Origin of the sequence: Azospirillum sp. INR13, assembly GCF_015390205.1 — a bacterium.
Lineage (GTDB): Bacteria > Pseudomonadota > Alphaproteobacteria > Azospirillales > Azospirillaceae > Azospirillum.
Window position 1 is genome coordinate 81,799 of record NZ_VUOI01000008.1, and the last position, 24,505, is coordinate 106,303.

At 67.8% G+C, this 24,505-nt stretch carries 29 protein-coding genes, 2 tRNA genes and 3 pseudogenes; 12 read left to right on the plus strand and 22 right to left on the minus strand.

Annotated features, from left to right (window positions below; all coding sequences use genetic code 11):
• Positions 1-102 precede the first annotated feature (102 nt).
• From F1643_RS09040 to F1643_RS09100, 15 genes and pseudogenes are all read right to left on the minus strand, one after another.
• Entirely contained in the window at positions 103-543 is a 441-nt protein-coding gene (locus F1643_RS09040; protein WP_194912674.1) for a DUF2892 domain-containing protein, read from the minus strand.
• 61 nt (positions 544-604) lie between these two features.
• Positions 605-1,144 carry a PRC-barrel domain-containing protein gene (locus tag F1643_RS22730; RefSeq protein WP_255542575.1) on the minus strand — a complete coding sequence of 180 codons (540 nt, stop codon included), beginning with the start codon at positions 1,142-1,144 and terminating at the stop codon, positions 605-607.
• Positions 1,120-1,506, minus strand: coding sequence for a hypothetical protein (locus tag F1643_RS22735; RefSeq protein ID WP_255542576.1), 387 nt, complete (start codon positions 1,504-1,506; stop codon positions 1,120-1,122). The genes F1643_RS22730 and F1643_RS22735 overlap by 25 nt, the downstream gene beginning before the upstream one ends.
• A 108-nt stretch (positions 1,507-1,614) precedes the next feature.
• The gene (gene ureG, locus F1643_RS09050) at positions 1,615-2,259 is read right to left on the minus strand and encodes an urease accessory protein UreG (protein ID WP_194912675.1); all 645 of its coding nucleotides are present in this window, start codon (positions 2,257-2,259) and stop codon (positions 1,615-1,617) included.
• Positions 2,256-2,702, minus strand: a complete 447-nt coding sequence (locus tag F1643_RS24650) for an urease accessory protein UreF (RefSeq protein ID WP_370540542.1) — start codon at positions 2,700-2,702, stop codon at positions 2,256-2,258. The genes ureG and F1643_RS24650 overlap by 4 nt, the downstream gene beginning before the upstream one ends.
• Positions 2,596-2,976 (minus strand): urease accessory protein UreF, encoded by a 381-nt coding sequence (locus F1643_RS24655; protein ID WP_370540543.1) that lies wholly within the window; start codon positions 2,974-2,976, stop codon positions 2,596-2,598. Before F1643_RS24655 ends, F1643_RS24650 begins: the two co-directional genes overlap by 107 nt.
• Positions 2,960-3,442, minus strand: coding sequence for an urease accessory protein UreE (locus tag F1643_RS09060; protein ID WP_194912676.1), 483 nt, complete (start codon positions 3,440-3,442; stop codon positions 2,960-2,962). Before F1643_RS09060 ends, F1643_RS24655 begins: the two co-directional genes overlap by 17 nt.
• A gap of 3 nt (positions 3,443-3,445) precedes the next feature.
• Positions 3,446-4,285 (minus strand): glutamate racemase, encoded by an 840-nt coding sequence (gene murI, locus F1643_RS09065; RefSeq protein ID WP_194912677.1) that lies wholly within the window; start codon positions 4,283-4,285, stop codon positions 3,446-3,448.
• Positions 4,286-4,463: 178 nt separating this feature from the next.
• Positions 4,464-6,174, minus strand: a pseudogene (ureC, locus tag F1643_RS09070) (urease subunit alpha).
• 26 nt (positions 6,175-6,200) lie between these two features.
• Complete coding sequence (locus tag F1643_RS09075; RefSeq protein WP_136704390.1) at positions 6,201-6,506, minus strand: urease subunit beta; 306 nt, start codon at positions 6,504-6,506, stop codon at positions 6,201-6,203.
• Positions 6,507-6,516: 10 nt separating this feature from the next.
• Positions 6,517-6,819: an urease subunit gamma gene (locus F1643_RS09080; RefSeq protein ID WP_014248459.1), complete on the minus strand. Its 303-nt coding sequence runs from the start codon at positions 6,817-6,819 to the stop codon at positions 6,517-6,519.
• Positions 6,820-7,012: 193 nt separating this feature from the next.
• Positions 7,013-7,447, minus strand: coding sequence for a hypothetical protein (locus F1643_RS09085; RefSeq protein WP_194912678.1), 435 nt, complete (start codon positions 7,445-7,447; stop codon positions 7,013-7,015).
• A complete protein-coding gene (locus F1643_RS09090) occupies positions 7,444-7,635 on the minus strand; it encodes a hypothetical protein (protein ID WP_194912679.1) in 192 nt (63 codons plus the stop codon). Before F1643_RS09090 ends, F1643_RS09085 begins: the two co-directional genes overlap by 4 nt.
• A 123-nt stretch (positions 7,636-7,758) precedes the next feature.
• The gene (locus tag F1643_RS09095; protein ID WP_370540550.1) at positions 7,759-8,637 is read right to left on the minus strand and encodes an urease accessory protein UreD; all 879 of its coding nucleotides are present in this window, start codon (positions 8,635-8,637) and stop codon (positions 7,759-7,761) included.
• A 95-nt stretch (positions 8,638-8,732) separates the two neighbouring features.
• Entirely contained in the window at positions 8,733-9,455 is a 723-nt protein-coding gene (locus tag F1643_RS09100) for a response regulator transcription factor (RefSeq protein WP_194912680.1), read from the minus strand.
• A 404-nt stretch (positions 9,456-9,859) separates the two neighbouring features.
• Here F1643_RS09100 and F1643_RS09105 point away from each other — a divergent pair, with 404 nt between their 5' ends.
• Positions 9,860-10,528 (plus strand): response regulator transcription factor, encoded by a 669-nt coding sequence (locus F1643_RS09105; protein WP_014248463.1) that lies wholly within the window; start codon positions 9,860-9,862, stop codon positions 10,526-10,528.
• Between the two features lie 224 nt (positions 10,529-10,752).
• On the opposite strand, the gene F1643_RS09110 is transcribed toward F1643_RS09105, so the two are convergent.
• Positions 10,753-11,325, minus strand: a complete 573-nt coding sequence (locus tag F1643_RS09110; protein WP_194912681.1) for a type 1 glutamine amidotransferase domain-containing protein — start codon at positions 11,323-11,325, stop codon at positions 10,753-10,755.
• A gap of 132 nt (positions 11,326-11,457) precedes the next feature.
• Here F1643_RS09110 and F1643_RS09115 point away from each other — a divergent pair, with 132 nt between their 5' ends.
• The gene (locus tag F1643_RS09115; protein WP_194912682.1) at positions 11,458-11,814 is read left to right on the plus strand and encodes a hypothetical protein; all 357 of its coding nucleotides are present in this window, start codon (positions 11,458-11,460) and stop codon (positions 11,812-11,814) included.
• Between the two features lie 69 nt (positions 11,815-11,883).
• On the opposite strand, the gene F1643_RS09120 is transcribed toward F1643_RS09115, so the two are convergent.
• From F1643_RS09120 to dcd, 3 genes and pseudogenes are all read right to left on the minus strand, one after another.
• Entirely contained in the window at positions 11,884-12,363 is a 480-nt protein-coding gene (locus F1643_RS09120; protein ID WP_194912683.1) for a DUF2948 family protein, read from the minus strand.
• Between the two features lie 64 nt (positions 12,364-12,427).
• Positions 12,428-13,719: pseudogene (gene murA / locus F1643_RS09125) on the minus strand (UDP-N-acetylglucosamine 1-carboxyvinyltransferase).
• A 55-nt stretch (positions 13,720-13,774) separates the two neighbouring features.
• Positions 13,775-14,331, minus strand: a pseudogene (dcd, locus tag F1643_RS09130) (dCTP deaminase).
• Between the two features lie 134 nt (positions 14,332-14,465).
• Here dcd and F1643_RS09135 point away from each other — a divergent pair.
• Complete coding sequence (locus tag F1643_RS09135; RefSeq protein ID WP_255542578.1) at positions 14,466-14,927, plus strand: GNAT family N-acetyltransferase; 462 nt, start codon at positions 14,466-14,468, stop codon at positions 14,925-14,927.
• A gap of 205 nt (positions 14,928-15,132) precedes the next feature.
• On the opposite strand, the gene F1643_RS09140 is transcribed toward F1643_RS09135, so the two are convergent.
• Both F1643_RS09140 and F1643_RS09145 read right to left on the minus strand, forming a co-directional pair.
• Complete coding sequence (locus F1643_RS09140) at positions 15,133-15,279, minus strand: hypothetical protein (protein WP_194912684.1); 147 nt, start codon at positions 15,277-15,279, stop codon at positions 15,133-15,135.
• Positions 15,280-15,314: 35 nt separating this feature from the next.
• Complete coding sequence (locus F1643_RS09145) at positions 15,315-15,653, minus strand: hypothetical protein (RefSeq protein ID WP_194912685.1); 339 nt, start codon at positions 15,651-15,653, stop codon at positions 15,315-15,317.
• A gap of 167 nt (positions 15,654-15,820) precedes the next feature.
• On the opposite strand from F1643_RS09145, the gene F1643_RS09150 reads away from it, so the two are divergent.
• From F1643_RS09150 to F1643_RS09160, 4 genes are read left to right on the plus strand one after another with little or no spacing between them, the layout of a single operon-like run.
• Positions 15,821-16,804, plus strand: coding sequence for an SDR family NAD(P)-dependent oxidoreductase (locus F1643_RS09150; protein WP_194912686.1), 984 nt, complete (start codon positions 15,821-15,823; stop codon positions 16,802-16,804).
• A gap of 43 nt (positions 16,805-16,847) precedes the next feature.
• Positions 16,848-17,852: a glycosyltransferase family 4 protein gene (locus F1643_RS09155; protein ID WP_194912687.1), complete on the plus strand. Its 1,005-nt coding sequence runs from the start codon at positions 16,848-16,850 to the stop codon at positions 17,850-17,852.
• Between the two features lie 5 nt (positions 17,853-17,857).
• Complete coding sequence (locus tag F1643_RS22740; RefSeq protein WP_255542579.1) at positions 17,858-18,088, plus strand: hypothetical protein; 231 nt, start codon at positions 17,858-17,860, stop codon at positions 18,086-18,088.
• Complete coding sequence (locus F1643_RS09160; protein WP_370540544.1) at positions 18,085-18,696, plus strand: glycosyltransferase; 612 nt, start codon at positions 18,085-18,087, stop codon at positions 18,694-18,696. The genes F1643_RS22740 and F1643_RS09160 overlap by 4 nt, the downstream gene beginning before the upstream one ends.
• Here F1643_RS09160 and F1643_RS09165 read toward each other — a convergent pair.
• Positions 18,658-19,707, minus strand: a complete 1,050-nt coding sequence (locus F1643_RS09165) for a glycosyltransferase family 2 protein (RefSeq protein ID WP_194912688.1) — start codon at positions 19,705-19,707, stop codon at positions 18,658-18,660. The two genes, F1643_RS09160 and F1643_RS09165, sit on opposite strands and share 39 nt — an antisense overlap.
• Positions 19,708-19,879: 172 nt before the next feature.
• Between F1643_RS09165 and F1643_RS09170 the strand changes: the two genes are divergently transcribed.
• From F1643_RS09170 to aroC, 5 genes are all read left to right on the plus strand, one after another.
• Entirely contained in the window at positions 19,880-20,824 is a 945-nt protein-coding gene (locus tag F1643_RS09170; protein WP_194912689.1) for an SDR family oxidoreductase, read from the plus strand.
• A 63-nt stretch (positions 20,825-20,887) separates the two neighbouring features.
• Complete coding sequence (locus tag F1643_RS09175; protein WP_194912690.1) at positions 20,888-22,822, plus strand: nucleoside-diphosphate sugar epimerase/dehydratase; 1,935 nt, start codon at positions 20,888-20,890, stop codon at positions 22,820-22,822.
• 161 nt (positions 22,823-22,983) lie between these two features.
• Positions 22,984-23,058 (plus strand) — tRNA-Thr (locus F1643_RS09180).
• A 36-nt stretch (positions 23,059-23,094) separates the two neighbouring features.
• A tRNA-Thr gene (locus F1643_RS09185) sits at positions 23,095-23,169 on the plus strand.
• Positions 23,170-23,306: 137 nt separating this feature from the next.
• Positions 23,307-24,386, plus strand: a complete 1,080-nt coding sequence (gene aroC, locus F1643_RS09190; RefSeq protein ID WP_194912691.1) for a chorismate synthase — start codon at positions 23,307-23,309, stop codon at positions 24,384-24,386.
• Positions 24,387-24,505 lie beyond the last annotated feature (119 nt).

Consider the following 24,505-nt stretch of genomic DNA (forward strand, 5'->3'; position numbering starts at 1 on the left):
CTTTCATTGATCCATGTCAAGACGGCCCTCCGGCACCGGGCCGGAAGGCCGTTTCTTGATGACATTTCTGTTATCCAGCCACACCGCTTGGCCGATCACCCCTTACCGGGCAACACCGGGCATGAAGGAGGGCGGATCGCTGGCCGGGAAGGATTCCTGAGACGCCTCGTCGACGATCTCCTCCTCGCAGGCTTCCTGATAGATGTCGCCGGGATGGCGGGAATAGGGATCGATCCCGCGTTCCACATCCTGCGACGGAATGGCCGCGCGGTCGCCGCGCGCCCAATCGGCCAGCATCGACTTGCCGGGGCAGTAGCCGGTCAGGCCGCGCGCCACCAGGACGCCGCCGGCCAGCGCCATCGCGGCACCGCTCCAGTTCGGCCGGCGCAGGCCCAGCACCGCCAGGGCCACGCCACCGGCCAGAGAGGCCAGCCGTTCGCTGTGGCCGACATTGATGGTATAGCCGCCGCCGGGACCATGGATGCGGTCGTTGAGATTGCGCAGGTTGCGCTGGGCCGTATCGGTGATGGAAGAGAGTTCCATGTCGGTCCTCCTGGATGCGGGACCCGAAGCCGGGTGCGCCCGCGATCGGATCGTTATCGTGTCACTGTTGGGAAACCGGCGGCTGGGGGGTGTCGTTCCCCGACGGTGCCTGCGGAGACGCCTGAGGAGATGTCTGGGAGGCGCCACCCTGCCCGCTTCCGCCGGCCGTCGCGGCGCTGGAGCCGGATGCCCGCGCCTGTTGCAGTTCCTGGTTCAGCCGCGACACCTCCTGGGACAGGCGCTGGACCTCCTGGCGCAGGGGCGCCGCCGCGGCGTCGCCGCCGCCGCCGGTCGAGCCGGCGATGGCGGCCAGCGTCGCCGACTGCTGCATCCAGTAGGGAGCGACGCCGTAATAGGTGTGCACCGCCATCGCCCATTGGCGGTCGTTCATGTTCGGGCGGTTCCTGTCGTCGAAGCGCGGGGCGTTGGTCAACTTGTCCTTCGGGACGTTCAGGACATATCCATCGCCGGACGGGGCGAACAGGGCCCACGGAACGGGAAAGTCGCTGTCGCCGATGCCGAGGAAGCCGCCCAGTTCGACCACCGCATAGGCGATGCGGCCGGTCGCCGGATCGATCACCAGTTCGGAGATCTCGCCCATATCCTTGCCGTCCGGGCTGCGCAGCTTGGCGTCCTCGAGGTCGTCGGCGGCGATTGCGCGGGGATGGGCGATGGACTCCTGCAGCGCCGTGGCCTCGCCAGGATCGCCTGACAGGCCGGCGCGTTGCCCTTCTGCGCCGCGCCTTGGGCGGCCTGCTGCAGGGCACGCAGCTGGGCGATCTCCTGCTGGGTCACCGGGGCCGGATTGTTGGGTGCCGCGGCCTCGAGGGCCGCCGCCTGCTGTCCCAGCCGGTCGAGCCCGGCCGCACACTCGTCGGCGGCAAGCGCGGGCGCGGCGATGGGTCCCAGCGCGGCCAGCAGCAGCGCAGTGCCCAAGGCCGTTGCAGGGGTCGGGCGCGTCATCAGGGCATCCTCCGGCTTGAATCGTCTCATGCTGCATGAACAGCATGGCCAAGCCGGAGGTTCCCGTGCGCCGGTCTTCCTGCGGTTGTGTCTTCGGGTGTAAGACTCTCAACCCGGCAGGGGCAGCCCGCCGCGCTGGACGATGAAGGACTGGATGGCGTCCACCCCTTCGCCGGCCTTGACGTTGGCGAAGACGAAGGGACGGTCGCCGCGCATCTTGCGGGCGTCGCGGTCCATCACCTCCAGGCTGGCGCCGACCATCGGGGCGAGGTCGGTCTTGTTGATCACCAGCAGGTCCGACCGGGTGATGCCCGGCCCGCCCTTGCGCGGGATCTTGTCGCCGGCCGACACGTCGATGACGTAGATGGTGATGTCCGCCAGTTCCGGCGAGAAGGTGGCCGCGAGGTTGTCGCCGCCCGATTCGATGAAGATCAGGTCGAGATCGGGGAACTTCGCGTTCATCTGGTCGACGGCGGCGAGGTTGATCGACGCATCCTCACGGATCGCGGTGTGCGGGCAGCCGCCGGTCTCCACCCCCATGATCCGTTCCGGCTTCAGCGCGCCGGAGCGGGTGAGGAACTCCGCGTCCTCCTTGGTGTAGATGTCGTTGGTGATCGCCGCGACCTCCCAATCCTCGCGCATGCGCTTGCACAGCGCGTCGGTCAGTGCGGTCTTGCCGGAGCCGACAGGACCGCCGATGCCGACGCGAAGCGGACCGGCGTGGCTCTTTTCGATAGCGGGGAGAGCGCTCATGAGCGGAACAGCCTCGTATATTGGGTTTCGTGGATCATCGAGGTCCAGTCGACGGCCATCGCCCGGCCGCCGAGATCGTCGAGCGGGGGCGCCAGCGCCGCCTCCGCCGCGCTATGCGTGATGGGGTCGAGGGCGGCCAGCGCCCGCTGTCCGTCGGTCTGGCCCAGCGGCACCAAACGAACGCCGGCCGACACCAGATTGGCGGCGAAGGCGTGCAGGTAGGCGGTCAGCGCCGGCCCCTCCGCCACGCCGATCAGCGCCGATACCAGCGCCACCGCCACCGCATAAGCGACCGGCCGTCCGGTGGATGCTATGACGGCATCCCAGCGCGACAGGTCATCGAGCGGCCATGCGGCGCGGATCGCCAACAGGAAAGCCTGCCCCTGCGCCCGCGATTCGAGAGCCGTTTCGGAGGAGGCGCGCAGGATGTCGGCCCGCTCCAAAGCCCAGGCGAAACCGGCCTCGTCCCCCCGACCGCACGGCGCGATGGGCGGCGGCGAACAGCATGCCATCGGTCCGCCCGGCGCCATGGCGCAGGATACCGTCGAGCCAGACGATCATCGTCGCCCTGTCCCGCACCAGTCCCTGCTCCACCGCCGCCTCGATCCCATGGCTGTAGGAGAAGCCGCCGACCGGGAAGCTGGGCGACAGCCACGCCAGCAGGCGCGTCAGGGCGTGGGTGGAGACGCTATCTCCCACGTCAGTGCGAATGCCCATGCCCGCCGCCATGCGAATGCCCGCCATAGGCGCCGCCTTCCGGCATGAATGGCGCGGTCACGTCATGCACCTCGGCCCCCAGCCCGCGCAGCATGTCCTCGATCACATGGTCACGGCGCAGGCGAATGGTGTCGCCGACGATCTGCACCGGCAGGTGGCGGTTGCCGAGATGCCAGGCCACCCGCGCGAAGGCCTCGACCGGGCCGGGCGCGCGGACTTCCATCAGCTCCTCAGCGGCGGCGACCACGCGCAGGAAGCTGCCGTCGATCAACTCCAGCCCGTCGCCGTCGTCCAGCGCCACCGCCCGCGGCAGGTCGAGCAGGAAGGCGCCGCCGGCATCGTCGGTCATCGCCATGCGGCGGCGGAAGCGGTCGTCGAAGGCGAGCGTCACGGTGCCGGCCGCCTGCTCGGCGGACCAATGGCCGCGGGCATGGACACGGGTGGCGCGGCGGGAGGGATCGGTCATCAGCTAAAGCCGTTCGAAGGGGGTCGGGTGGCCGAAGAAGCGGCCGGCCAGTTCGCTGACCAGCGCCGCGTCCCCGGTGGTGAAGAAGCGCAGGCCCTGCTCGGCTGGGTCAGGGCGGTATTCGGGGTGGCGGTCGAGATACTGCTCCAGCGAGCGGGCAGTCAGCGTCGGCTGGCACAGCACCTCCACACCCGGCGGCAGCGCTCGGGCGAACAGGTGGCGTACCAGCGGATAATGGGTGCAGCCCAGCACCACCGTGTCCAGCGGCTGATTGCCCATCTTGTCCAGCAGGACGCGGACATAGCCGGCGACCGCCGGTTCGATCTCGTCATCCGACGCGCCGCGCTCGATCAACGGCACGAGATCGGGGCAGGCCTGTTGCACCACGCGGACGGAGGGGGCGCGCTTGCCGATCTCCCGCGGGAAGGAGCCGGAGTTGACCGTCGCCGCGGTGGCGAAGATGCCGACGCTGCGCGGTTCTGCCAGATGGTCCGGCGGCACGGTGTCGATCATCCAGGGCACGCGGGTGATCGCCTCCACCATCGGCACCAGCACGCCCAGCACGTTGCGGCCGGGATGGGCCGACGGCAGCCATTCCTGCTGCAGCCGGCGCAGCGCAACGGCCGCGGCGGTGTTGCAGGCGATGACGACCAGCCGGCAGCCCTGGGCGAACAGCCGGTCCATCCCGGCCACGGTCAGCCGGTAGATGTCGTCCTCGCTGCGCGGGCCGTAGGGAGCGGCGGCATGGTCGCCGAGATAGACGAAGGGCCGGTCGGGGGCGGCGTCCACCAGGGCGCGCAGCACCGTCAATCCGCCATGTCCTGAGTCGAATACACCGATCAACTGTTTGAGCCTTCGCAACCATTACCCTCTCCCGCCCCGGGAGAGGGAGGGACCCGCCGAAGGCGGGAGGGTGAGGGGTGATCCGGACATGGATTTCCTATCCTTGCCCAACCCCTCACCCTTCCCATGCTCCGCATGGGCCCCTTCCCTCTCCCGGGGCGGGAGAGGGAGCGTACCATCAGAACAGGAAATACCGCTGCGCCATCGGCAGGACGTCCGCCGGTTCGCAGGTCAGCAGCTGCCCGTCCGCCCGCACCTCGTAGGTCTCCGGGTCCACCTCGATGTGCGGGGTGGCGTCGTTGTGGATCATGTCCTTCTTGCCGACGGTGCGGGTGCCCTGGACGGCGATCAGTTTCGCGGTGCAGGCCAAGCTGGCGGCCGACCTCCAGTTCCATCGCCTTGGCGCTGACGAAGGTGACGCTGCTGGCCTGCATCGCCCGGCCGAAGGCGCCGAACATCGGGCGGTAATGCACCGGCTGCGGCGTCGGGATCGACGCGTTCGGATCGCCCATCAGCGCCGCGGCGATGGTGCCGCACTTGATCACCATGTCCGGCTTCACCCCGAAGAAGGCCGGCGACCACACCACCAGATCGGCCAGCTTGCCGACCTCGACCGAGCCGACGACATGGCCGATGCCGTGCGACAGCGCCGGGTTGATGGTGTATTTGGCGATGTAGCGCTTGACCCGGAAATTGTCGTTGTCGCCGGTCTCCTGCGGCAGCCGGCCGCGCTGCAGCTTCATCTTGTGGGCGGTCTGCCAGGTGCGGATGATCACCTCGCCCAGCCGGCCCATCGCCTGGCTGTCCGACGAGATCATGGAGAAGACGCCCAGGTCGTGCAAGATGTCCTCCGCCGCGATGGTCTCGCGCCGGATTCGGCTTTCGGCGAAGGCGACGTCTTCGGGAATGCGGGCGCTGAGGTGGTGGCACACCATCAGCATGTCCAGATGCTCGTCCACCGTGTTGATGGTGAAGGGCCGCGTCGGGTTGGTGGAACTGGGCAACACGTTGTTGAGCCCCGCCACCCGGATGATGTCCGGCGCATGGCCGCCGCCCGCCCCTTCGGTGTGGAAGGTGTGGATGGTGCGGCCCTTGAACGCCGCGATGGTGTCCTCGACGAAGCCGGATTCGTTCAGCGTGTCGGTGTGGATCGCCACCTGGACGTCCAACTGGTCGGCGACCGTCAGGCAGGTGTCGATGGCGTCGGGCGTGGTGCCCCAATCCTCGTGCAGCTTCAGGCCGCAGGCGCCGGCGGCGATCTGTTCCAGCAGCGCGTCGGGGCGGCTGGTGTTGCCCTTGCCGAAGAAGCCCAGGTTGATCGGCAGACCTTCGGCGGCCTGGAGCATCCGCTCCATGTGCCACGGTCCCGGCGTGCAGGTGGTGGCCGCGGTGCCGGCGGCCGGACCGGTACCGCCGCCCAGCATGGTGGTCACGCCGCTGTTCAACGCCTCGTCCACCTGCTGCGGGCAGATGAAGTGGATGTGGGCGTCGATGCCGCCGGCGGTGACGATCTTGCCCTCGCCGGCAATCACCTCGGTTCCCGGACCGACGACGATGTCGACGCCGGGCTGGATGTCGGGGTTGCCGGCCTTGCCGATGGCGGCGATGCGCCCGCCGGTGATGCCGATGTCGGCCTTGACGATGCCCCAATGGTCGATGATCAGGGCATTGGTGATGACGGTGTCGACCGCCCCCTGGTGACGCGAGCGTTGGGACTGCCCCATGCCGTCGCGGATCACCTTGCCGCCGCCGAACTTCACCTCTTCGCCATAGACGGTGTGGTCGCGTTCGACCTCCACGATCAGGTCGGTGTCGGCCAGCCGGACGCGGTCGCCGGTGGTCGGGCCGTAGAGGGCCGCATATTCGGCCCGGTCGATGCGGTGCGCCATTTCCTTCGCCCTTCCCTGTCGGCCCGTCAGAGGGCGCCGTTGACCTTGCGGTTGAAGCCGATCACCACCCGGTCGCCGCCATAGGCGACCAGCGTCACACGGCGGGTCTGGCCGGGCTCGAAGCGCACCGCCGTCCCGGCCGGAATGTCCAGCCGGAAGCCACGCGCCTTCTCGCGGTCGAAGGTCAGCGCGCTGTTGGTCTCGTAGAAGTGGAAGTGCGAGCCGACCTGGATCGGCCGGTCGCCGGCATTGGCGACGTCGAGTTCGACGGTGGCGCGGCCGTCGTTCAGCACGATCTCGCCGGCCGCCGGGAAGATTTCACCGGGTTTCATCGGGCATCCCTCAACGGATCGGCTGGTGGACGGTGACGAGCTTGGTGCCATCGGGGAAGGTCGCCTCGACCTGGATGTCGTGGATCATCTCGGGGATGCCCTCCATCACCTGATCGCGGGTCAGCACGGTGGCGCCGTCGCGCATCAGCTCGGCCACCGTGCGGCCGTCGCGCGCGCCCTCCACCACGTAATCGGTGATGAGGGCGACCGCCTCCGGATGGTTCAGCTTGACGCCGCGCTCCAGCCGCCGCCGCGCCACCATCGCCGCCATCGCGACGAGCAGCTTGTCCTTCTCGCGCCCTGTCAGGTTCATCGGGGGATTGCCCTTTCGCCGCCCTGTTCGTCACCGGATCATTGCCGGCCGGTTGGGAGCGATTATGCCACGATGATGCGGTGCGCCAAGTGCGTCGTATGACGTAGGGGGTTGAAAGTGCTTGGCATCAGTAGCGGGCGATGTTGGTCCGCGCACCGTTCAGCAGACAATGGGCGTGCAACGTGCAGCACAGTCACTCCAGATTCGCCGGAGCTTCCTTCAGCAAGCAGTACTCGATGTCGTCCTGCAAAAGACCGTCAACACGTGACGGATCAATGCCAAGCAGAGCCACGATCACCGCATTCATCATGGTCGCCATGACCAGCCGCCGGGAGTCGACGGGCGCATCGGATGGAAAGCGGAACAGCAACTCCGCCGGCACCTTGGACAGAAGCCAGACATAAAGGGCCGCAACCTTGTGGTTTGCCAGCAGGTTTTCGCCCATGCCGTGGCGGGCCACGAACTGGTCGCGCAAGGCGCCGTAATCTTCAACCAGTTGATCGAGGTGCAGGCTTTCCGCCAGGAAAATGGGGCGGAGACCGTCCGGCAAGGCGATAACGGCGGCACGACCGCACTCAACGAGAAAATGCCGCCGCTTGAGAAACAGGGTCGATAACCGGTCGCTCATTCCGTCGCGGAACCCTGCGCAATACGCGCAGCCATCCGCTTCGACCGTTCTGCCAAAAACGCGCTGGACGCCGCCAGATGCCGGACCGCAGCGTCATAATCGAGCACCTCACTGCCGTTGCCCATGCGAACGCCGTCCAGCCCATCCGTATCCGGCAGCGGTTCGTAGTTCTTGCGGTAGGAGTCCATTGCCCATGTCCCTGACATTCCGTGCTCTGTGTACGCTCCGCACACATGCTCGAAAAGGGTATCACACTCGCGGAAAAACGCGAGATCTTCGCAGCAATCGCAACGCGGTGCAGATTGCCTCGATCACACCTCCCACAGCCGTGGCAGGCGGGTGGGCAGTCCGGCGGCCTCATTGCGCAAGCCGGACCACAGCGCGGCGTAGGCCAGCCGCACGGCACGGGCCTCGCCGCCGAGGATGCGGACGACCAGCAGGCCGTCCAGCGCCGTGGCGCCGATGCGCGCGCCCTCCAGCGGCTCCGCCAGGGCACGGACGGCATCGAGGTGGCGGGCGGCATCGGGGGCGGCGTGCAGCAGGGTGGCGCAGGCGGCGGCTCCGCCGAAGCCGGCGGGGTGGGCCAGCGTCTCGGCGATGTCGCCGTCCAGATGCAGGGCGTCGGCCCAGATCAGGCGGCCGTCGCGGGCGACCTCCCAGGCGTCGCGGATCAAGCCGCGGGTGACCGTCTCGCCGAAGGCGGCGCGGCCGAAGACCAGCATCTCGCCGGCGATTGCGCGGCCGTCGCCCGACAGGTCGATCCGTGTCAGGCGGCGCAGGCGGGAGCCTTCGAAAACGATGGCCTCCTGCGGCATCCACTCCAGCCACGCGCCGCCTTCGACCGACAGCGTGGTGTCGATGCGGCAGTCGGCGCCGGTGGAGCGGTAAACCTTCTCGGCCGCCTGGGTGGTGATCAGGGCCTTCGCTCCCGTCCCAACCGACAGCGCGATGTCCATGCGGTCGCCGCCAACCATGCCGCCGGACGTGGTGGCGAGCACGGCGATGGGAAGATCGCCGCGGCGCGGCGTCGGCATCAGCACCCGCAGCGGGTCGTGGTGGTAGAGCGTCGCCAGACGGGTCTCGCCGTGGCGATGTTCGAACCGGACGGTCGCTGCGCCATGGACCGCGACCTTCTTTTCCTCGCCCCCTGAAATGCGCGCCGAATTATCCGGCCTGTCGGCCACCGCCACCTGAACCAAGCGCCCGCTCCCCAACTGGATGATGCGGGCGCCAGTCTGCCGGAAGCGGAGCCGTTCAGGCAATGCGGACAAACACCCCGCCCCGCTCAGCCCTCGCCGTTGAAACAGCCGTTGCGGGCGGCGACCACCGCAACCTGGGTGCGGTTGCGCACGCCCAGCTTCTGCATGATGGCGCGCACATGCACCTTCACCGTGCCTTCCAGCACGCCGAGGCCGCGGGCGATCTCCTTGTTGGAATGGCCGGCCAGCAGCAGTTCGAACACGTCGCGCTGGCGGTCGGTCAGCCGGTCGAGGATGTCGTCGTTGCCGCGCGGTCCCTCGCTCAGCGCTCCGTTCAGCACGGCGCGCGGCAGCGGCAGGAAGACGTCGCCGCTGAGGGCCAGCGAGATGGCATGCTCCAGCACCTCCGGCGGGCTGGTCTTCAGCACATAGCCGCGCGCGCCCATGCGGACGCTGTCGACGATGTCCGCCACCTCGTCGGAGTTGGTCAGGATCAGGACGGGCACCCCGCCCAGTGCTTCCTTCAGGCGGCGCAGCCCGTCGATGGCGCCGCCGCCGCCGGCATCCGCATCGTCCAGGCGCGGCGGGCCGGGATCGTACAGGACCAGGGCCAACTCGGGGGTCTTGCGGCCGATGTCCAGTGCTTCATCCAACGACCCGGCCTCCAGCACGCGCGTTCCGGGGCAGATTTCGCCGATGGACAGGGCAAAGCCGTGGCGGACCATCGGCTGCTCGTCGACCACCAGAAAAATCCGCGTCGGATTGCCCGCGCTGCGCGAACTGCCGCGCGCTTGAAGCTCGAACTCCATCGTGTCCCCTTATGCTCAGCGGACCGCTTTACCAGAAGGGCCAAGAACACCAAAAAACCCCATCGGGAAAGCGGTTCATTCGCGCCGCTCTATGGCGCTCCTACCTCTCAATATCGAATGAACGAATCTGTGTTCAATTTCTGACCAAATCCGATCTATTGGCTGTGACTTTCCTGTTCTCATCTTGCGCGGTTGGTTAATGAACCGTATAAATCATCCCGGCACGAAGCGTAAAGCCCGCTGTTCCGAACAATATTGTTCTAATTTTTCATGTTCGGAGTCTGCCTGGACCGGATCAGTCGGCCCGGTCCTTGGCCCTTGTCTTCGGACCAAGGTCCAGGGGATGCAGATCAAAGGGGGGATCGCCGCCGCCCGGCAATGGGCGGTCCAGCGGAGGATGATCGATGAAGACATGGACTGTGATGCTGGTCGACCACGACCGGCTTTTTTCGGCGGCTTTGGCGACGCTGATCGGCGGCGGCCCCTTCCGGGTCAGCGCCCATGCGGCCAGTGCCGACGACGCGCTCGACCTCATCGCCGATGGCGACCAGCCCGACCTGATCGTGCTGGCGCTGCAGGACGGCATGCCCGAGGAGATCGCCGGCATCCGCCGCCTGCGCGAAGGCACGTCGGCGCGGATCGTCGTGCTGGCCGACACCATCGCCGACCGCAGCCTGTCGCAGTCGCTGAAGGCGGGCGCCGACGCCTATCTGAACAAGAGCATGTCGAGCGAGAGCCTGCTGCGCTCCCTGCGGCTGGTGATGTTGGGCGAGGTGGTCTACCCCACCCATGTCGCCGGCCTGCTGATGGCCGCCGCCAACGAACGTCCGCAGCACACCCCGACTCCCATCGCCATGCCGCCCAGCGGCGACCTGTCGAAGCGCGAGGTGCAGATCCTGCGCTGCCTTCTGGCCGGGCAGTCGAACAAGGCCATTGCGCGCAACCTGCACATCACGGAATCCACCGTGAAGATGCATTTCAAGAACGTGATGCGGAAGATCAACGCGCAGAACCGCACGCAGGCCGCGGTGTGGGCGATCCAGAACGGGTTGTCGCCGCTGGTGACGGCGTAGGGAGAAGTGCTGGAGAGGCGTCGGCTGACGATGCCCCCACCTTGATCCTCCCCCGCTCTCAGCGGACCAACGGTCCGCCTGTCGCGTCAGCACAAAGCGGAGCTTTGTGCGAGAGCTGGGCGGGGGAGGAAACTGAGTACATATTCGCGGGAGTAGCGGCAGTCCCTCCCCCACCCAGTGGGGGAGGTTAGGTGGGGGTCTAACGCCGCAAGAATCCTGCTCCCCTACTCCGCAGCGTTGCGATGGCCGGCGTGGCGGCCTTCGCAGAATTCCTCGATCATCTTGCGGCAGAAGGCCGGAATGTCGTCGGGCTTGCGCGAGGTGACCAGCCCATGGTCGGTCACCACCTGCTCGTCGACCCAGGTCGCCCCCGCATTGCGCAGGTCCGTCTGCAGCGACGGCCAGCTGGTCATGCGCTTGCCGCGCACACCGCCCGCATCGATCAGCGTCCACGGGCCGTGGCAGATCGCCGCGATGGGACGGTTGGAGTCGACGAAGCTCTTCACGAACTCGATCGCCTTGGGCTCAAGCCGTAGGGCATCCGGGTTGATAACTCCGCCCGGCAGCAGCAGCGCGTCGTAACGGCCGGCATCGGCCTGATCGAGCGTCACGTCCACATCGACCATGTCGCCGCGGTCATGGTGATTCCAGCCCTGGATCTGCCCGGCTTTGGGCGCGACCACATGCACGGTGGCGCCGGCGTCGCGCAGCGCTTTCACCGGTTCGGTCAGTTCCACCTGTTCGAAGCCATCGGTGGCGAGGACGGCGACGGTCTTGCCGTCGAGTTTCTGGGCCATGGAGGGGTCTCCTTCGCTGAAGGTTATTCCGCAGCAACCGGATTACCCCTGGATGGTTCCCTGGGAACTGTCCCGCAATTCCCATGTTGATTGTGACATACGAGACACACATCAGCGATGGGAGCCCGACTCATGCGGTTCCAGACCATGTTGGCCGGCCTTGCGCTGGCGACCACCCTATCCTTTGCCCACGCCGAGTCGGCGCTGGCCGCCGATCCGCGCGGCGGTGACGACCTCGTCGGCGTCGAGGTGACCGGCCTGCTCGGCGAAGAGCTGGGCCAGATCGTTTCCGTTTCCCCGTCCGCCAACGGCAAGGATGACAGCATCCTGGTCGAGGCCAGCGGCATGCTGGACGTCGGCCACCGCTTCTTCACCGTCCACCGCTCGCACCTTACGCCGGGCGAGGATGTGGACACCGTCACCTACAAGAAGACCGCGGAGGACGTGATCCGCCGCCTGCACAGCGACACCCAGGTCGCGGAGCGCTGAACCGGGTCGCGGAGCGCTGAACCGGGTCGCGGAGCGCTGAACCGGCGTTCCGCCGAGCCGCCCGACCGCTCAGCCGATCCGGTCGGGACCGGTTTCGTCGGGATGGCAGGGTTTGCAGCCGGTGGGCCAGGGCTCCCCCAGATCCTCCACCACCATGCGCCAGGACGGCCCGTCGAGCCGGACACAGCCGCCGCCGGCAAAATGCAGGGCGACCCCGCCCTCCATCGTCTCCATCGAGAGCAATTCCAGCATCTGGCCGCGGTCCTTCAGGTCGAAACCGCGCAGCTTGGCGCCGGTCACTCCCTCCACCCGCACGCCGCAATGGACCCGCTCGTAGGGAGCCAGATCGTCGTCGTCGGCGGTGGGGCCGGGCCGGGGCAGGTCCGCCGACTCCCAGCGAAAGCGGTTGACGACCATGACGAACCGGTTCTCGTCGGGCTGGAAGCACATGTCGCCGACCGGCAGGATGGCATCCTGCAGGCAGGCGGAAACGACCTTCAGGTCCTCCTCATCCTCGGCACGCAGGCGGATCGGGGTGATGGCCGTCATAATCAGGGGCACCTCTCGGGAAAGGCCAACCTCAATGGGATGGCGGGAGGGGTGCCCCCGCCGCTTACTCGTCGCCGCCGTGGATGCGCTCGATCTCCGCACCGCAGGCGGCCAGCTTCTCTTCCACCCGCTCATAGCCGCGGTCGAGGTGGTAGACGCGGTTGACCGTCGTCTCCCCCTCCGCCGCCAGCCCGGCGAGCACCAGCGACACCGAGGCGCGCAGGTCCGTCGCCATCACGGGCGCACCGGTCAGCCGCTCCACGCCGCGCACCAGGGCCGACGAGCCGTGGACCGTGATCCGCGCGCCCATGCGCGTCAGTTCCGGTGCGTGCATGAAGCGGTTCTCGAAGATCGTTTCCGTGATCATCGCCGCGCCCTTGGCCGTGCACATCAGGGCCATCATCTGGGCCTGAAGGTCGGTGGGGAAGCCGGGGAACGGCTCGGTCATCACATCGACGCCGTGCAGTTCGCCGTTGGCGCGCGAAACGCGGATCCCGTTCTCGATCTCCTCGAAGGCGACGCCGGCCGGAGCCAGCGCCTTGACCGCCGCTTTGATCAGATCGAGACGGGTGTTCATGATGTCAAGACGGCCACCGGTGATCGCCGCGGCCATGGCGTAGGTGCCGGTCTCGATGCGGTCGGCCACCACCATGTGGCGGGCGGCATGCAGCCGGTCCACACCCTCGATCACCAGCCGGTCGCTGCCGATGCCGGTGATCTTCGCCCCATCTTCACCAGGCATTCGGCGAGGTCGGTCACTTCCGGCTCGCGCGCGGCGTTGACCAGGATGGTGGTGCCCTTGGCCAGCGTGGCGGCCATCAGCAGGTTCTCGGTCGCACCGACCGACACCTTGGGGAAGACGTATTCCGCGCCGCGCAGGCCGCCGGCCGGCGCCCTGGCGACGATGTAGCCCGCCTCGATCCGGATGTCGGCGCCCATCGCCTCCAAGCCCTTGATGTGCAGGTCCACCGGGCGCGCGCCGATGGCGCAGCCGCCGGGCAGCGACACCTTGGCCTCGCCGCAGCGGGCCAGCAGCGGCCCCAGCACCAGCACGCTGGCGCGCATCTTGCGGACCAGATCGTAGGGAGCGGTGGTGTTGGTGATGTCGCGGGCGGTGAAGTCCACGGCGCGGCCGGCGCAGTCGCCGCCCGCCCCGGCCATGTGGATCGCCACGCCGTGCTGCAGCAGCAGATTGCACAGCGTGTTGATGTCGGCCAGGATCGGCAGGTTGGTCAGCGTCAGCGTCTCGTCGGTGAGAAGCGACGCCGTCATCAGCGGCAGGGCGGCATTCTTGGCCCCACCAACGGTGATGGAGCCGTTCAGCGGGCGGCCGCCGCGGATGCGGATCTTGTCCATGGACCTGTTTTCTTTCGCGGATACGCCTTCGGAAAAGGCGTCGGATTAGGAGCGCTCAGAGCCGGGGCAGCGTGACGCCCTTCTGCCCCATGTATTTGCCGGACTTGTCGGCGTAGGACACCTCGCACACGCTGTCGCCCTTCAGGAACAGGAACTGGCACAGCCCCTCGTTCGCATAGACCTTGGCGGGCAGGCGGGGGTGGTGTTGGAGATTTCCAGCGTGACGTGGCCTTCCCACTCCGGCTCCAGCGGGGTGACGTTCACGATCAGGCCGCAGCGGGCATAGGTGCTCTTGCCCAGGCAGATGACCAGGACGTCGCGCGGGATGCGGAAATACTCAACCGTGCGGGCCAGCGCGAAGCTGTTCGGCGGGATGATGCACACGTCGGTCTTGCGGTCGACGAAGCTCGAATCGTCGAAGCGCTTCGGGTCGACGATGGCGTTGTCGACGTTGGTGAAGATCTTGAATTCGTCGGCGACCCGGGCGTCGTAGCCGTAGGACGACACGCCGTAGGAGATCACGCCTTCGCGCTTCTGGGTCTCGACGAAGGGCTCGATCATGCCCTTGGTCTCGGCCATCTCGCGGATCCAGCTGTCCGGCATGATGCCCATCGCGGGGGTACTCCTTGGCGTATCGATTGGATGGAGGGGTCGTGAAGGCTGGTTTGTAGCCGAGCACGCGGCGGGGCTCAAGGAAAGCTAGGCCGCTCGGCGTGCATGGACGGTTCTTTATCACGGCGCTGGTCTTGCCCGCCGCCGCGGCTAAGCTGTCCATCATGATCCAGAGCTTCACCCTGTCCGTGACGGACACCCCCGCCCCGGCCGATCTGGCCGGAGTCTTCGACGGCCTGCGTGCCTATAACGAGGCGGCGCTCGGCCGTCCCTATGACCGCCGCGACCTGGTGGCCGTAGCCCGCGATGCGGACGGCACGCTGAAGGGCGGGCTGGTCGGCTACACCCTGTGGGAGTGGCTGTATGTCGACTTTCTGTGGGTGGACGAATCGAGCCGCGGCAGCGGTCTCGGCAGCCAATTGCTGGCCGCGGCGGAGGCGGAGGCGAAGACGCGCGGTTGCCGCTGGTCTCGGCTCTACACCTACGATTTCCAGGCGCCGGGCTTCTATCCGAAGCACGGCTATCAGGTGTGGGCGGAGATGGAGGGCTATCCGCCGGGGCACAGGCAGATCTGGTTCAGGAAGGATTTGGTTTAGGGGGCTGCAGATTGTGGACGAGGTTAACCCCCCACCCAAACCCTCCCCCGCCCAGCGGGGGAGGGGACAGGTACTTATGCGGGAGAGTGGCGGCAGTCCCTCCCCCGCCCAGCTCTCGCACAAAGCTATGCTTTGTGCTGACGCGGCAGGCGGACCGTAGGTCCGCTGAGAGCGGGGGAGGATAGGTGGGGTCTAACTTCGCAACTCACTCCCCCCGCTGCCGCGCCTGCTCCTTGCGTTTGCGCAGGTTCTCGCGCAGGCGGGCGGCGAGGCGGTCGTCGCGGCCCGATGCCGCCGGCTTCGGCTTCACCGGAACCGGCGGCTCCTTCTTCGACTCGGCGGTGTCGTCCATCGGAGCGGCTCCGCAGCCGGCCTCGGTGGCCGGCCTCAGTGGTTGGACTGGTGGAGGATCTGGTCGCGCAGGCCGGTGTCGTACTCGACGCCGGTCGCGGTCAGGATCGCCGCGCCGGGGGTGCGCTTCACGATGCCCTTGCGCTCCAGAATGGTCCAGACGGCGTCGTTCTGCAGTCCGGTGGCGTCCTTGGCGGCAACGACGGAATGGCCGAGATGGAAGTGGTTGCCGTGCGCATGCGGCAGGGCGGTGATCTGGAAGCCACCCTCCTCGTCCTCGGCCGGCTTGTTCTCCAGACGGGCGAGTTCCTGCAGCAGGGTCAGGGTGCGCAGCTGCAGCGGGTTCAGGTTCAGCGGATTCTTCTTCGGGGGCATCGATGGTCCCATCGGTCCTGATGTGTCGCGGTCGCGCAGTAGACCGGCAGCGCGGAGCGGCTGTCAAGCGTGCGGACCGGCCACGGAAGGGCCTGGATGGAAGCTGGCGCCTTGGCCGCCGCTGGGGCATAAGACCGGTGGACCATCGTCATAAGGGCCTTGAGACCATGACCATCCTCGTCACCGGTGCCGCCGGCTTCATCGGATCGCATGTCGCCGCCGCTCTGCTGGACCGCGGGGAGAGCGTGCTCGGCCTCGATAACCTGAACGACTATTATGAGGTTGCCTTGAAGGAGGCGCGGCTGGCCCGGCTGAGTGGGCGGCCCGGCTTCCGCTTCCTCAAAACCGATATCTCCGACCGCGCGGCGGTGGAGGGGCTGTGGCCGCAGTTCGCCGACGCGACCGGCGTGGTCCATCTGGCGGCGCAGCCGGGCGTCCGCTACTCCATCGAGAATCCCTATGCCTATGTCGACGCCAACGTCACCGGTCAGGTGACCCTGCTGGAGGCGGCTCGGCGCATGCCCGGTCTGAAGCATTTCGTCTATGCCTCGACCTCGTCCGTCTACGGTGCCAACCGCAAGATGCCGTTCTCGGTGGAGGATCGGGTCGACAGCCCGGTGTCGGTCTATGCCGCCACCAAGAAGGCGGCGGAAATGCTGGCCTTCACCTACAGCCACCTCTATCAGCTGCCGATGACCGGCTTGCGCTTCTTCACGGTCTATGGCCCGTGGAGCCGTCCGGACATGGCGACATGGCTGTTCGCCGACGCCATCACCGCCGGCCGGCCGATCCGCGTCTTCAACGGCGGCCGGATGAAGCGCGACTTCACCTATATCGACGACATCGTCGCCGGCGTCCTGGCCGCCCTCGACCGCCCCGCCCCCGTCGATGCGGAGACCGGCGCCCCGCACCGCGCCTTCAACCTCGGCAACAACCGGTGCGAGGAGCTGATGCGCTTCATCGGCGTGCTGGAGCAGGCCTTCGGCCGCGAGGCGGTGAAGGTGATGGAACCGATGCAGGCCGGCGACGTGCAGGAAACCGCTGCCGACATCGAGTTGAGCCGCCAAGTGCTGGGTTTCGAGCCGAAGACCCCGATCGAGATCGGCCTGCCCCGCTTCGTGGAGTGGTACAAGGGCTATCACAAGCTCTGAGCCTTCCCCCCGTCTCCACCTGCCCTCCACCACCCGAGCCATCATGACCTCCACCGCCTATTCGTCCGCGCTGATCGGTGTCTTCCTGCTGTGTCTGGCCGTCGGCTGGTACCTGTCGACGCGGGTTCTGCGCTATCTGCTGGCCAGCAGCATCATGGACATCCCGAACGAACGGTCGAGCCATCAGGCCCCGACTCCGCGCGGCGGCGGCTGGGCGGTGATGCTGACGGTGGTGCCGGTCTTCGCCATCGCCGGGATCGCCTTCGGCCGGCCGCTGGAGACCGGGGCGGTGCTGCTGGGGACGCTGGCGCTGATGGGGGTGTCGTGGATGGACGACCGGCGCGAGCTGTCGCCGCTGCTGCGGCTGGCGGTGCAGGCGCTGGCGGTGGCCTTCGGGTTGCTGGCGCTGCCGTCCGACCAGTTGGTGTGGCAGGGCTGGCTGCCCTGGTGGCTCGACCGGGCGGCGACCGCTTTCCTGTGGCTATGGTTCGTCAACCTCTACAATTTCATGGACGGGATCGACGGGCTGGCCGGCAGCGAGACCATCCTGATCGGCGGCGGCGTCGCGCTGGTGTCGCTGGTGATGGGAGCGTTCGGTCTGACCGGAGTCGCCGGGGCGGCGCTGGCCGGGGCGGCGGCGGGGTTCCTGACCCACAACTGGCGGCCGGCACGCATGTTCATGGGCGATGTCGGCAGCATTCCGCTCGGCCATATCCTGGCCTTCCTGCTGGCCTCGTTGGCGGCACAGGGCGACTGGGCGGCGGCGCTGATCCTGCCTGCCTATTACCTGACCGACGCCACCATCACGCTGCTGCGCCGGCTGCTGCGCGGCGAGAAGATCTGGCAGGCTCACCGCGAGCATTTTTATCAGAAGGCCGCCAAGGGCGTCGGCCGGCATGACCGCGTGGTGTTGACCATCATCGGCTACAGCCTCGTGCTCGTCGCCGCCGCGCTGGCAGCGGGGAGCTTCGGCGCCTGGACGCTCCTGCCCGGTGCGGTGACCGTCGCGCTGCTGCTGGCGACGCTGACGCGCATGTCGAAGGCCTGATCCTGATGACCGCCGCCTTCCTCGACCTGTCGGTCGTCCTCTACCATCCCGATCCGGACCTGCTGGCCCGCTCCCTCGACACCATCGGTGCCGCCGCCGACCGGCTGGCCGACGGGACCGGGGTGCAGACCCGGCTGTGGATCATCGACAATGGCGCACCGGAGGGCAGCGACCAGGCTCCAACCCGTTCCGGGCGCTGCTGGACCGCTATGCGGAAGCCGGCCGGCCGCCGGTGACGCTGATCGCCGGGCACGGCAATGTCGGCTACGGCGCCGGCCACAATCTGGCGATCCGTCAGGGCGATGCGCCCTATCACCTGATCCTGAACTACGACATCCTGCTGGAACCCGACGCTCTGCTGGCCGGCTGGCGCTATATGGAGGCGCACCCGCGCACGGTCCTGCTGACGCCCAAGGTGTTCGGCCCGTCGGGGGAGCAGGAGTTCCTGTGCAAGCGCCGACCGACCGTGCTGGATCTGGGCCTGCGCGCCTTCGCCCCCGCATCGGTCAAGCGGATGTTCGCCCGGCGGCTCGACCGCTACGAGATGCGCGACGTCACTCGCGACGCCGTCGTCACCGGGTTGGAGCAGGTCAGCGGCGCCTTCATGCTGTTCCGGCGCGACGCGCTGAGCCGGCTGGGCGGCTTCGACGACGGCTATTTCCTGTATTTCGAGGATTTCGACCTGTCGCGCCGGGCGATGGCGCTGGGTGAGATCGCCTATGTGCCGGACGTGCGCATGGTGCATTTCGGCGGCAAGGCCGCAGGCAAGGGCGGCACGCATATCCGGATGTTCGCCCGCTCCGCCCTACGCTTTTTCAACACCCACGGATGGCGGCTGGTCTGAGCTGTGCGATTTCCGCAGCCCCGGCCGGCCGCGGGTCTTCAGCAGCAGCGGGTTCCAGGCGATCATGCGGGCGACCTGCCCCAGAGTGGCCTTGCGGTCGCGCTGGATGGTGCGGCGCTTGGCGATCATGCGCGGCAGCCCGCGCAACGCATCGCGGATGCCGCGGCCGATGGCGCCGGTGCGGTCGCTGCCCAGGCTGCGCAACACCAGATAGACCACCAGCAGCGCATGGCCGGCGAAGGCCAGCGGCAGCAGCGGCAGCGGCATGTTCTTCACCATCGTCCACACCAGATTGCGGACGCCGTGATACTGGGCGAAGGTGCCGTACTGCTTGGACACGCCGCTGCTGACATGCTCCACCACCGCGTCGCCGACCTGGACCGCCGGTCCGCCGCTGAGCCGGATGCGGAAGCCGAGATCGACATCCTCGCAATAGCAGAAGAAATCCTCGTCGAAACCGCCGACGGCCTCGAAATAGTCGCGCCGGTACATGGCCGCGGCGGCGCAGGGCGAAAAGACCGTACCGCTGTAATAGGGCGGCTTCAGCATGCGGCGGTAATTGACCCGCCAGGCGAAGCCGAAGATGGAATACTGGTCGCCCTCGCCGTCGATCATGCGGGGATCGTGGGAGAAGAGCTGGGTCGAACCGAACATCGCCACGTCGGGCTGCGCCTGGGCGGCGGCCTGCAACCGCTCCATCCAGTCGCGCCGCGGAAAGGCGTCGGGGTTCAGCGTGACGATCCAGGGAACGGTGGCACCGGCCGCGCCGATGTTGTTGGCCTTGGCGAAGCCGACATTCGTGTCCGACCGGATCATGCGGAATCGCGGATCGGCAGGCAGAGCGATGCCGTCGACGTCCTTCGAGGCATTGTCGACGATCACCACCTCGAAAGCGGGATCGGTCTGGTCGAGCAGACAACCAATGACGCGATTGACGAAGTCGGCGCAATTAAAGCTGACGATGATGATTCGGCTGTGCCGATCATTCGCATCGTCCACGATATGTGACATGTCTTGGTAGCGTCCTTATTCACGCGTCCCTGTCCAGCTTATAACCATTCCCTTCATCAACCGAAAGCCGGAAAAGGGGCGTGGGACTTTGCGCCGTGGCGCACCCTGGCCAAACCGGATAATAAATCGTCGCTCAGTCCACCATACGAACCAAGCCCGGACGATCCTGCACATGCGCGTTCTCCTGACCGGCGCCACCGGCTTCGTCGGCCGCCACACCGTCCCGCTGCTCGCCGCCCGCGGACACCGGGTGCGCGCGGCGCTGCGCACCGCCTCGGAAGGGCCGTGGGAGCCGGCCGTCGTCGGCGACATCGGCCCCGACACCGACTGGACCGCCGCGCTCGCCGGCATGGATGCCGTAATCCACATGGCGGCCCGCGTCCATGTGATGCGCGACACCGCCGCCGATCCGCTGGCGGAGTTCCGCCGCGTCAACACCGCCGGCACCATCCGGCTGGCGGAGCAGGCCGCGGCGGCCGGGGTGAAGCGCTTCGTCTTTCTCAGCAGCATCAAGGCGATGGTGGACGAAAGCCGCCCCACCCCGCTGGACTCGGCGACCCCGCCCGCCCCGACCAGCCCCTACGGCATCTCGAAGCTGGAGGCGGAACGGGCGCTGGCGGCGATCTCCGCCAGCACCGGCATGGAGGTGGCGGTGATCCGCCCGCCGCTGGTCTATGGCCCGGGTGCCGCCGGCAACATGCGGGCGCTGGTGAAGCTGGTGGCGACCGGCCTGCCGCTGCCGCTGGGCGGCATCCGCAACCGGCGCAGCCTGATCTATGTCGGCAACCTCGCCGACGCGGTGGTGACGGTGCTGGAGCATCCGGACGCCGCCGGCCGGACCTTCCTGGTCCAGGACGGCGAGCCGCTGTCGACCGCCGATCTGGTGCGCGCCATTGCCGCAGCGCTCGACCGGCCGGCCCGGCTGATCCCGGTGCCGCAGGGGCTGATGGCGCTGGGCGCGGCGCTGACCGGGACGCGGGCGGTGTTCGACCGACTGGCCGGCACACTGACGGTGGATGACGGTCCCATCCGCGACAGGCTCGGCTGGCGCCCGCCGCATGACCTTGCGACCGGGTTGCGCGCCACGGCGGAATGGTTCAAAGCTTCCCGCGGCTGATTTCCGGGCTGGATCCGCCGTCACAGGCTCCAGTCGCCGAACGAATGAACAAGGTTTAGCGGCATGCGCATCCCGTCCGCACGGGCATCCCTGGTGTTCCTGCATGATCTGGTGATGACCGGGGTGGCCCTGGTCGTCGCCCTCTATCTGCGGGTGGGCGGTTCCGCCTTCGGCCTCTATTCCGACGCGCTGTCCATCGCGCTGCCGGTGCTGGTCGGCGTTTCGGCCGCGGTGTTCGTGCTGTTCGGGCTGTACCGCGGCATCTGGCGCTACGCCTCCATCCCCGACCTGATGCAGGTGGTGCGCGCCGTCACCGTGGCGGTGTTGTGCTTCGTGCTGGCGATGTTCCTGCTGACGCGCGCCGAACTGCTGCCCCGCTCGCTGCCGCCGATCCTCTGGCTGGTGCAGATGCTGCTGCTGGGCGGGCCGCGCTTCGCCTACCGATTCCTGAAAGACCGCCGCTTCAGCTGGGCGGAGGCGGTTGAGGGCGTGCCGCGCATCCCCGTCCTGCTGCTGGGCGTCGGCGACGCGGCGGAGCTGTTCATCCGCTCGCTCGACCAGCCGGGACAGTCGGCCTACCGCGTGGTCGGCATCCTCGACGACAAGGGCCGGCGCATCGGCCATGCCGTGCGCGGCGTGCCGGTGCTGGGCGGCCCCGACGACCTCGAACAGGTGGTCCAGGCGCTTGAGCGCAAGGGCGAGCGGCCGCAGCGGCTGATCGTCACCAAGGGCAACGCCGAGCTGAAGGGATCGACCCTGCGCAGCCTGCTCGACCGGGCGGAGGCGCTTGGGCTGGTCATGTCCCGCCTGCCCAGCCTGACCGAGTTCAAGTCGGCGCTGGGCGAAGGCAAGGGCGTGGAGGTGCGTCCCATCGCGCTGGAGGACCTGCTGGGCCGGCCGCAGGCGGTGCTAGACCGCGGTGCCATATCCGGGTTGATCGGCGGGCGGCGGGTGATCGTCACCGGCGCCGGCGGCACCATCGGCAGCGAGCTGGTCCGCCAGATCGCGGCGCTGGGGCCGGAACGGCTGATCCTGCTCGATGCCGGGGAGTTCAACCTCTACAGCATCGAGATGGAGGTGCGGGAGAAGTTCCCCGGCCTCGACACCCGCGCGGTGATCGCCGACGTGCGCGACCGCGACCGCATCATGCGCCTGTTCCAGGACGAACGCCCCGCCCTGGTCTTCCACGCCGCAGCACTCAAGCATGTGCCGCTGGTGGAGGCAAACCCGTGCGAGGGCGCGCTGACCAATGTGGTCGGCACCCGCAACGTGGCCGACGCGGCGCGCGCCGCCGGCTGCCTCGCCATGGTGCTGATCTCCACCGACAAGGCGATCCGCCCGACCAGCGTCATGGGCGCAGCCAAGCGCTTCGCCGAGACCTATTGCCAGGCGCTGGACGTGCTGCCGCCACGCGACGGGACGGAGCACGCCACCCGCTACATGACCGTGCGTTTCGGCAACGTGCTGGGCTCGTCCGGTTCGGTGGTGCCGCTGTTCACCCGGCAGCTGGCGCAGGGCGGGCCGCTGACCGTCACCCATCCCGACATGCGCCGCTATTTCATGACGGTGCGCGAAGCGGTGGAACTGGTGCTGCAGGCGTCGGCCCATGGCGCCACCCGGGCGGAGGACCGCGGCAAGATTCTGGTGCTGGACATGGGCGAGCCGGTGAAGATCGCCGACCTCGCCCGCCAGATGATCCGGCTGGCCGGCTACCGGCCAGGCGTGGACATCGAGATCGCCTTCACCGGCCTGCGTCCCGGCGAGAAGCTGTTCGAGGAGATCCTGACCGCCGCGGAGGCGCCGAGCCGCACCGAGGCCGACGGCGTCTTCCTCGCCTCCCCCCGTCTGATCGACTATGCGCTGGTCAACCGCGCGGTGGGCGAGCTGGAAGCGGCGGCGCGGGCCGGAGACGGCGAGCGGGTCCTGTCGATCCTCGGCACCGTCGTGCCCGATTTCCGCGCCGAAGCGGTGCTTCCGCCCGCTGCGACGCAGGCGTGATCCGCGCGTCTGTTTCGAGTGCGGAAAAAAGTCAGCGGCGAGGTGATTTTAAGCGCTTGCATCCCCAAAAGGCCTGTGGCATAACCCGCGCCACTTCGGGGGGCGGTCAAGCCTGAACGCCTCGCCCGAACGCATCGCCCCGGCGATGATCGGTTATCGGGGCTGCCGTAGCTCAGTGGTAGAGCACTCCCTTGGTAAGGGAGAGGTCGAGAGTTCAATCCTCTCTGGCAGCACCATTCCTCCGATCCTGTCATCAGGCGTTCGTATCCGGCGCTGCCGTAGCTCAGTGGTAGAGCACTCCCTTGGTAAGGGAGAGGTCGAGAGTTCAATCCTCTCTGGCAGCACCATTTCCCTCTTTAAAAACTCCCCTTGAAAATCGGTTCATCGCTTCCTTGACCTTGCCGCCGAAAGGCCGCAAGAAACCTCCCGCTTCTTCACATTTTGTGAAGTCACAGGCGCGGGTTCGTCTCGGGAGGATGTCACCATGGCCGGCAACAGCTTCGGCACGCTTTTCCGCTTCACCACCTGGGGCGAAAGCCACGGTCCGGCCATCGGCGTCGTCGTCGACGGCTGCCCGTCGCTGATCGACCTCGTTGCGGAAACCGACATCCAGCCCTGGATGGACAAGCGCCGGCCCGGCCAGTCTCGCTACACCACCCAGCGCCAGGAACCCGATCAGGTGAAGATCCTGTCCGGCGTCTTCGAGGGCAAGACGACCGGAACCCCGATTTCGCTGCTGATCGAGAACACCGACCAGCGCTCCAAGGACTACAGCGACATCGCCGGGAAATTCCGCCCCGGCCATGCCGACTACACCTATTGGCAGAAATACGGCATCCGCGATTACCGCGGCGGCGGACGCTCCTCGGCGCGTGAAACCGCCTGCCGGGTCGCCGCCGGTGCGGTGGCGCGCAAGGTGCTGGGCTCCGCCATCCAGGTGCGCGGCGCCCTGGTGCAGATCGGCCCGCACAGGATCGACCGCAGCCGCTGGGACTGGGCGGAGATCGACAACAACCCCTTCTTCTGCCCCGACCCGGTCGCCGCCACCCAGTGGGCCGAGTATCTCGACGGCATCCGCAAGAGCGGCTCGTCGGTCGGCGCGGTGGTGGAACTGGTGGCGTCCGGCGTGCCGGTCGGCCTGGGCGACCCGCTCTACGACAAGCTGGACAGCGACCTCGCCTGCGCGATGATGACGATCAACGCGGTGAAGGGCGTGGAGATCGGCAACGGCTTCGCCGCCGCCGAATTGACCGGCGAGCTGAACGCCGACGAGATGCGCATGGGCATCGACGGCCAGCCGCAGTTCCTGTCCAACAATGCCGGCGGCATCCTGGGCGGCATCTCCACCGGGCAGGACATCGTCGTGCGCTTCGCGGTGAAGCCGACCAGCTCGATCCTGACGCCGCGCCAGACGGTGGACACCGCCGGCAACGACACCGACATCCTGACCAAGGGCCGCCACGATCCCTGCGTCGGCATCCGTGCCGTGCCCGTCGGCGAAGCGATGATGGCCTGCGTGCTGGCCGACCACCTGCTGCGGCGCCGGGCCGAGCGGCGGGAGTGAGGGTGTGGGTTTCTTGCGGACTTAGTCCCCCACCTAGCCTCCCCCACTGGATGGGGGAGGGACTGCCGCTGCTTTGCCGCTTAAGCACTTGTCCCCTCCCCCGCCCAGCGGGGGAGGGT

Coding starts and splice junctions, on each gene's coding strand:
- F1643_RS09150 (WP_194912686.1), top strand. CDS start 15,821: ATGACCATCCTCGTCACCGGTGCCGCCGGCTTCATCGGATCGCATGTC.
- F1643_RS09085 (WP_194912678.1), bottom strand. CDS start 7,447: ATGAGCGACCGGTTATCGACCCTGTTTCTCAAGCGGCGGCATTTTCTC.
- F1643_RS22730 (WP_255542575.1), bottom strand. CDS start 1,144: ATGGGCGAGATCTCCGAACTGGTGATCGATCCGGCGACCGGCCGCATC.
- F1643_RS24655 (WP_370540543.1), bottom strand. CDS start 2,976: ATGGGCATTCGCACTGACGTGGGAGATAGCGTCTCCACCCACGCCCTG.
- F1643_RS09155 (WP_194912687.1), top strand. CDS start 16,848: ATGACCTCCACCGCCTATTCGTCCGCGCTGATCGGTGTCTTCCTGCTG.
- F1643_RS09100 (WP_194912680.1), bottom strand. CDS start 9,455: ATGGAGTTCGAGCTTCAAGCGCGCGGCAGTTCGCGCAGCGCGGGCAAT.
- F1643_RS09165 (WP_194912688.1), bottom strand. CDS start 19,707: ATGTCACATATCGTGGACGATGCGAATGATCGGCACAGCCGAATCATC.
- F1643_RS09110 (WP_194912681.1), bottom strand. CDS start 11,325: ATGGCCCAGAAACTCGACGGCAAGACCGTCGCCGTCCTCGCCACCGAT.
- F1643_RS09075 (WP_136704390.1), bottom strand. CDS start 6,506: ATGAAACCCGGTGAAATCTTCCCGGCGGCCGGCGAGATCGTGCTGAAC.
- ureG (WP_194912675.1), bottom strand. CDS start 2,259: ATGAGCGCTCTCCCCGCTATCGAAAAGAGCCACGCCGGTCCGCTTCGC.
- F1643_RS09140 (WP_194912684.1), bottom strand. CDS start 15,279: ATGGACGACACCGCCGAGTCGAAGAAGGAGCCGCCGGTTCCGGTGAAG.
- F1643_RS09145 (WP_194912685.1), bottom strand. CDS start 15,653: ATGCCCCCGAAGAAGAATCCGCTGAACCTGAACCCGCTGCAGCTGCGC.
- F1643_RS09170 (WP_194912689.1), top strand. CDS start 19,880: ATGCGCGTTCTCCTGACCGGCGCCACCGGCTTCGTCGGCCGCCACACC.
- F1643_RS09120 (WP_194912683.1), bottom strand. CDS start 12,363: ATGACGGCCATCACCCCGATCCGCCTGCGTGCCGAGGATGAGGAGGAC.
- F1643_RS09175 (WP_194912690.1), top strand. CDS start 20,888: ATGCGCATCCCGTCCGCACGGGCATCCCTGGTGTTCCTGCATGATCTG.
- aroC (WP_194912691.1), top strand. CDS start 23,307: ATGGCCGGCAACAGCTTCGGCACGCTTTTCCGCTTCACCACCTGGGGC.
- F1643_RS09105 (WP_014248463.1), top strand. CDS start 9,860: ATGAAGACATGGACTGTGATGCTGGTCGACCACGACCGGCTTTTTTCG.
- F1643_RS09115 (WP_194912682.1), top strand. CDS start 11,458: ATGCGGTTCCAGACCATGTTGGCCGGCCTTGCGCTGGCGACCACCCTA.
- F1643_RS09080 (WP_014248459.1), bottom strand. CDS start 6,819: ATGAACCTGACAGGGCGCGAGAAGGACAAGCTGCTCGTCGCGATGGCG.
- F1643_RS09040 (WP_194912674.1), bottom strand. CDS start 543: ATGGAACTCTCTTCCATCACCGATACGGCCCAGCGCAACCTGCGCAAT.
- F1643_RS22740 (WP_255542579.1), top strand. CDS start 17,858: ATGACCGCCGCCTTCCTCGACCTGTCGGTCGTCCTCTACCATCCCGAT.
- F1643_RS22735 (WP_255542576.1), bottom strand. CDS start 1,506: ATGACGCGCCCGACCCCTGCAACGGCCTTGGGCACTGCGCTGCTGCTG.
- F1643_RS09060 (WP_194912676.1), bottom strand. CDS start 3,442: ATGACCGATCCCTCCCGCCGCGCCACCCGTGTCCATGCCCGCGGCCAT.
- F1643_RS09090 (WP_194912679.1), bottom strand. CDS start 7,635: ATGGACTCCTACCGCAAGAACTACGAACCGCTGCCGGATACGGATGGG.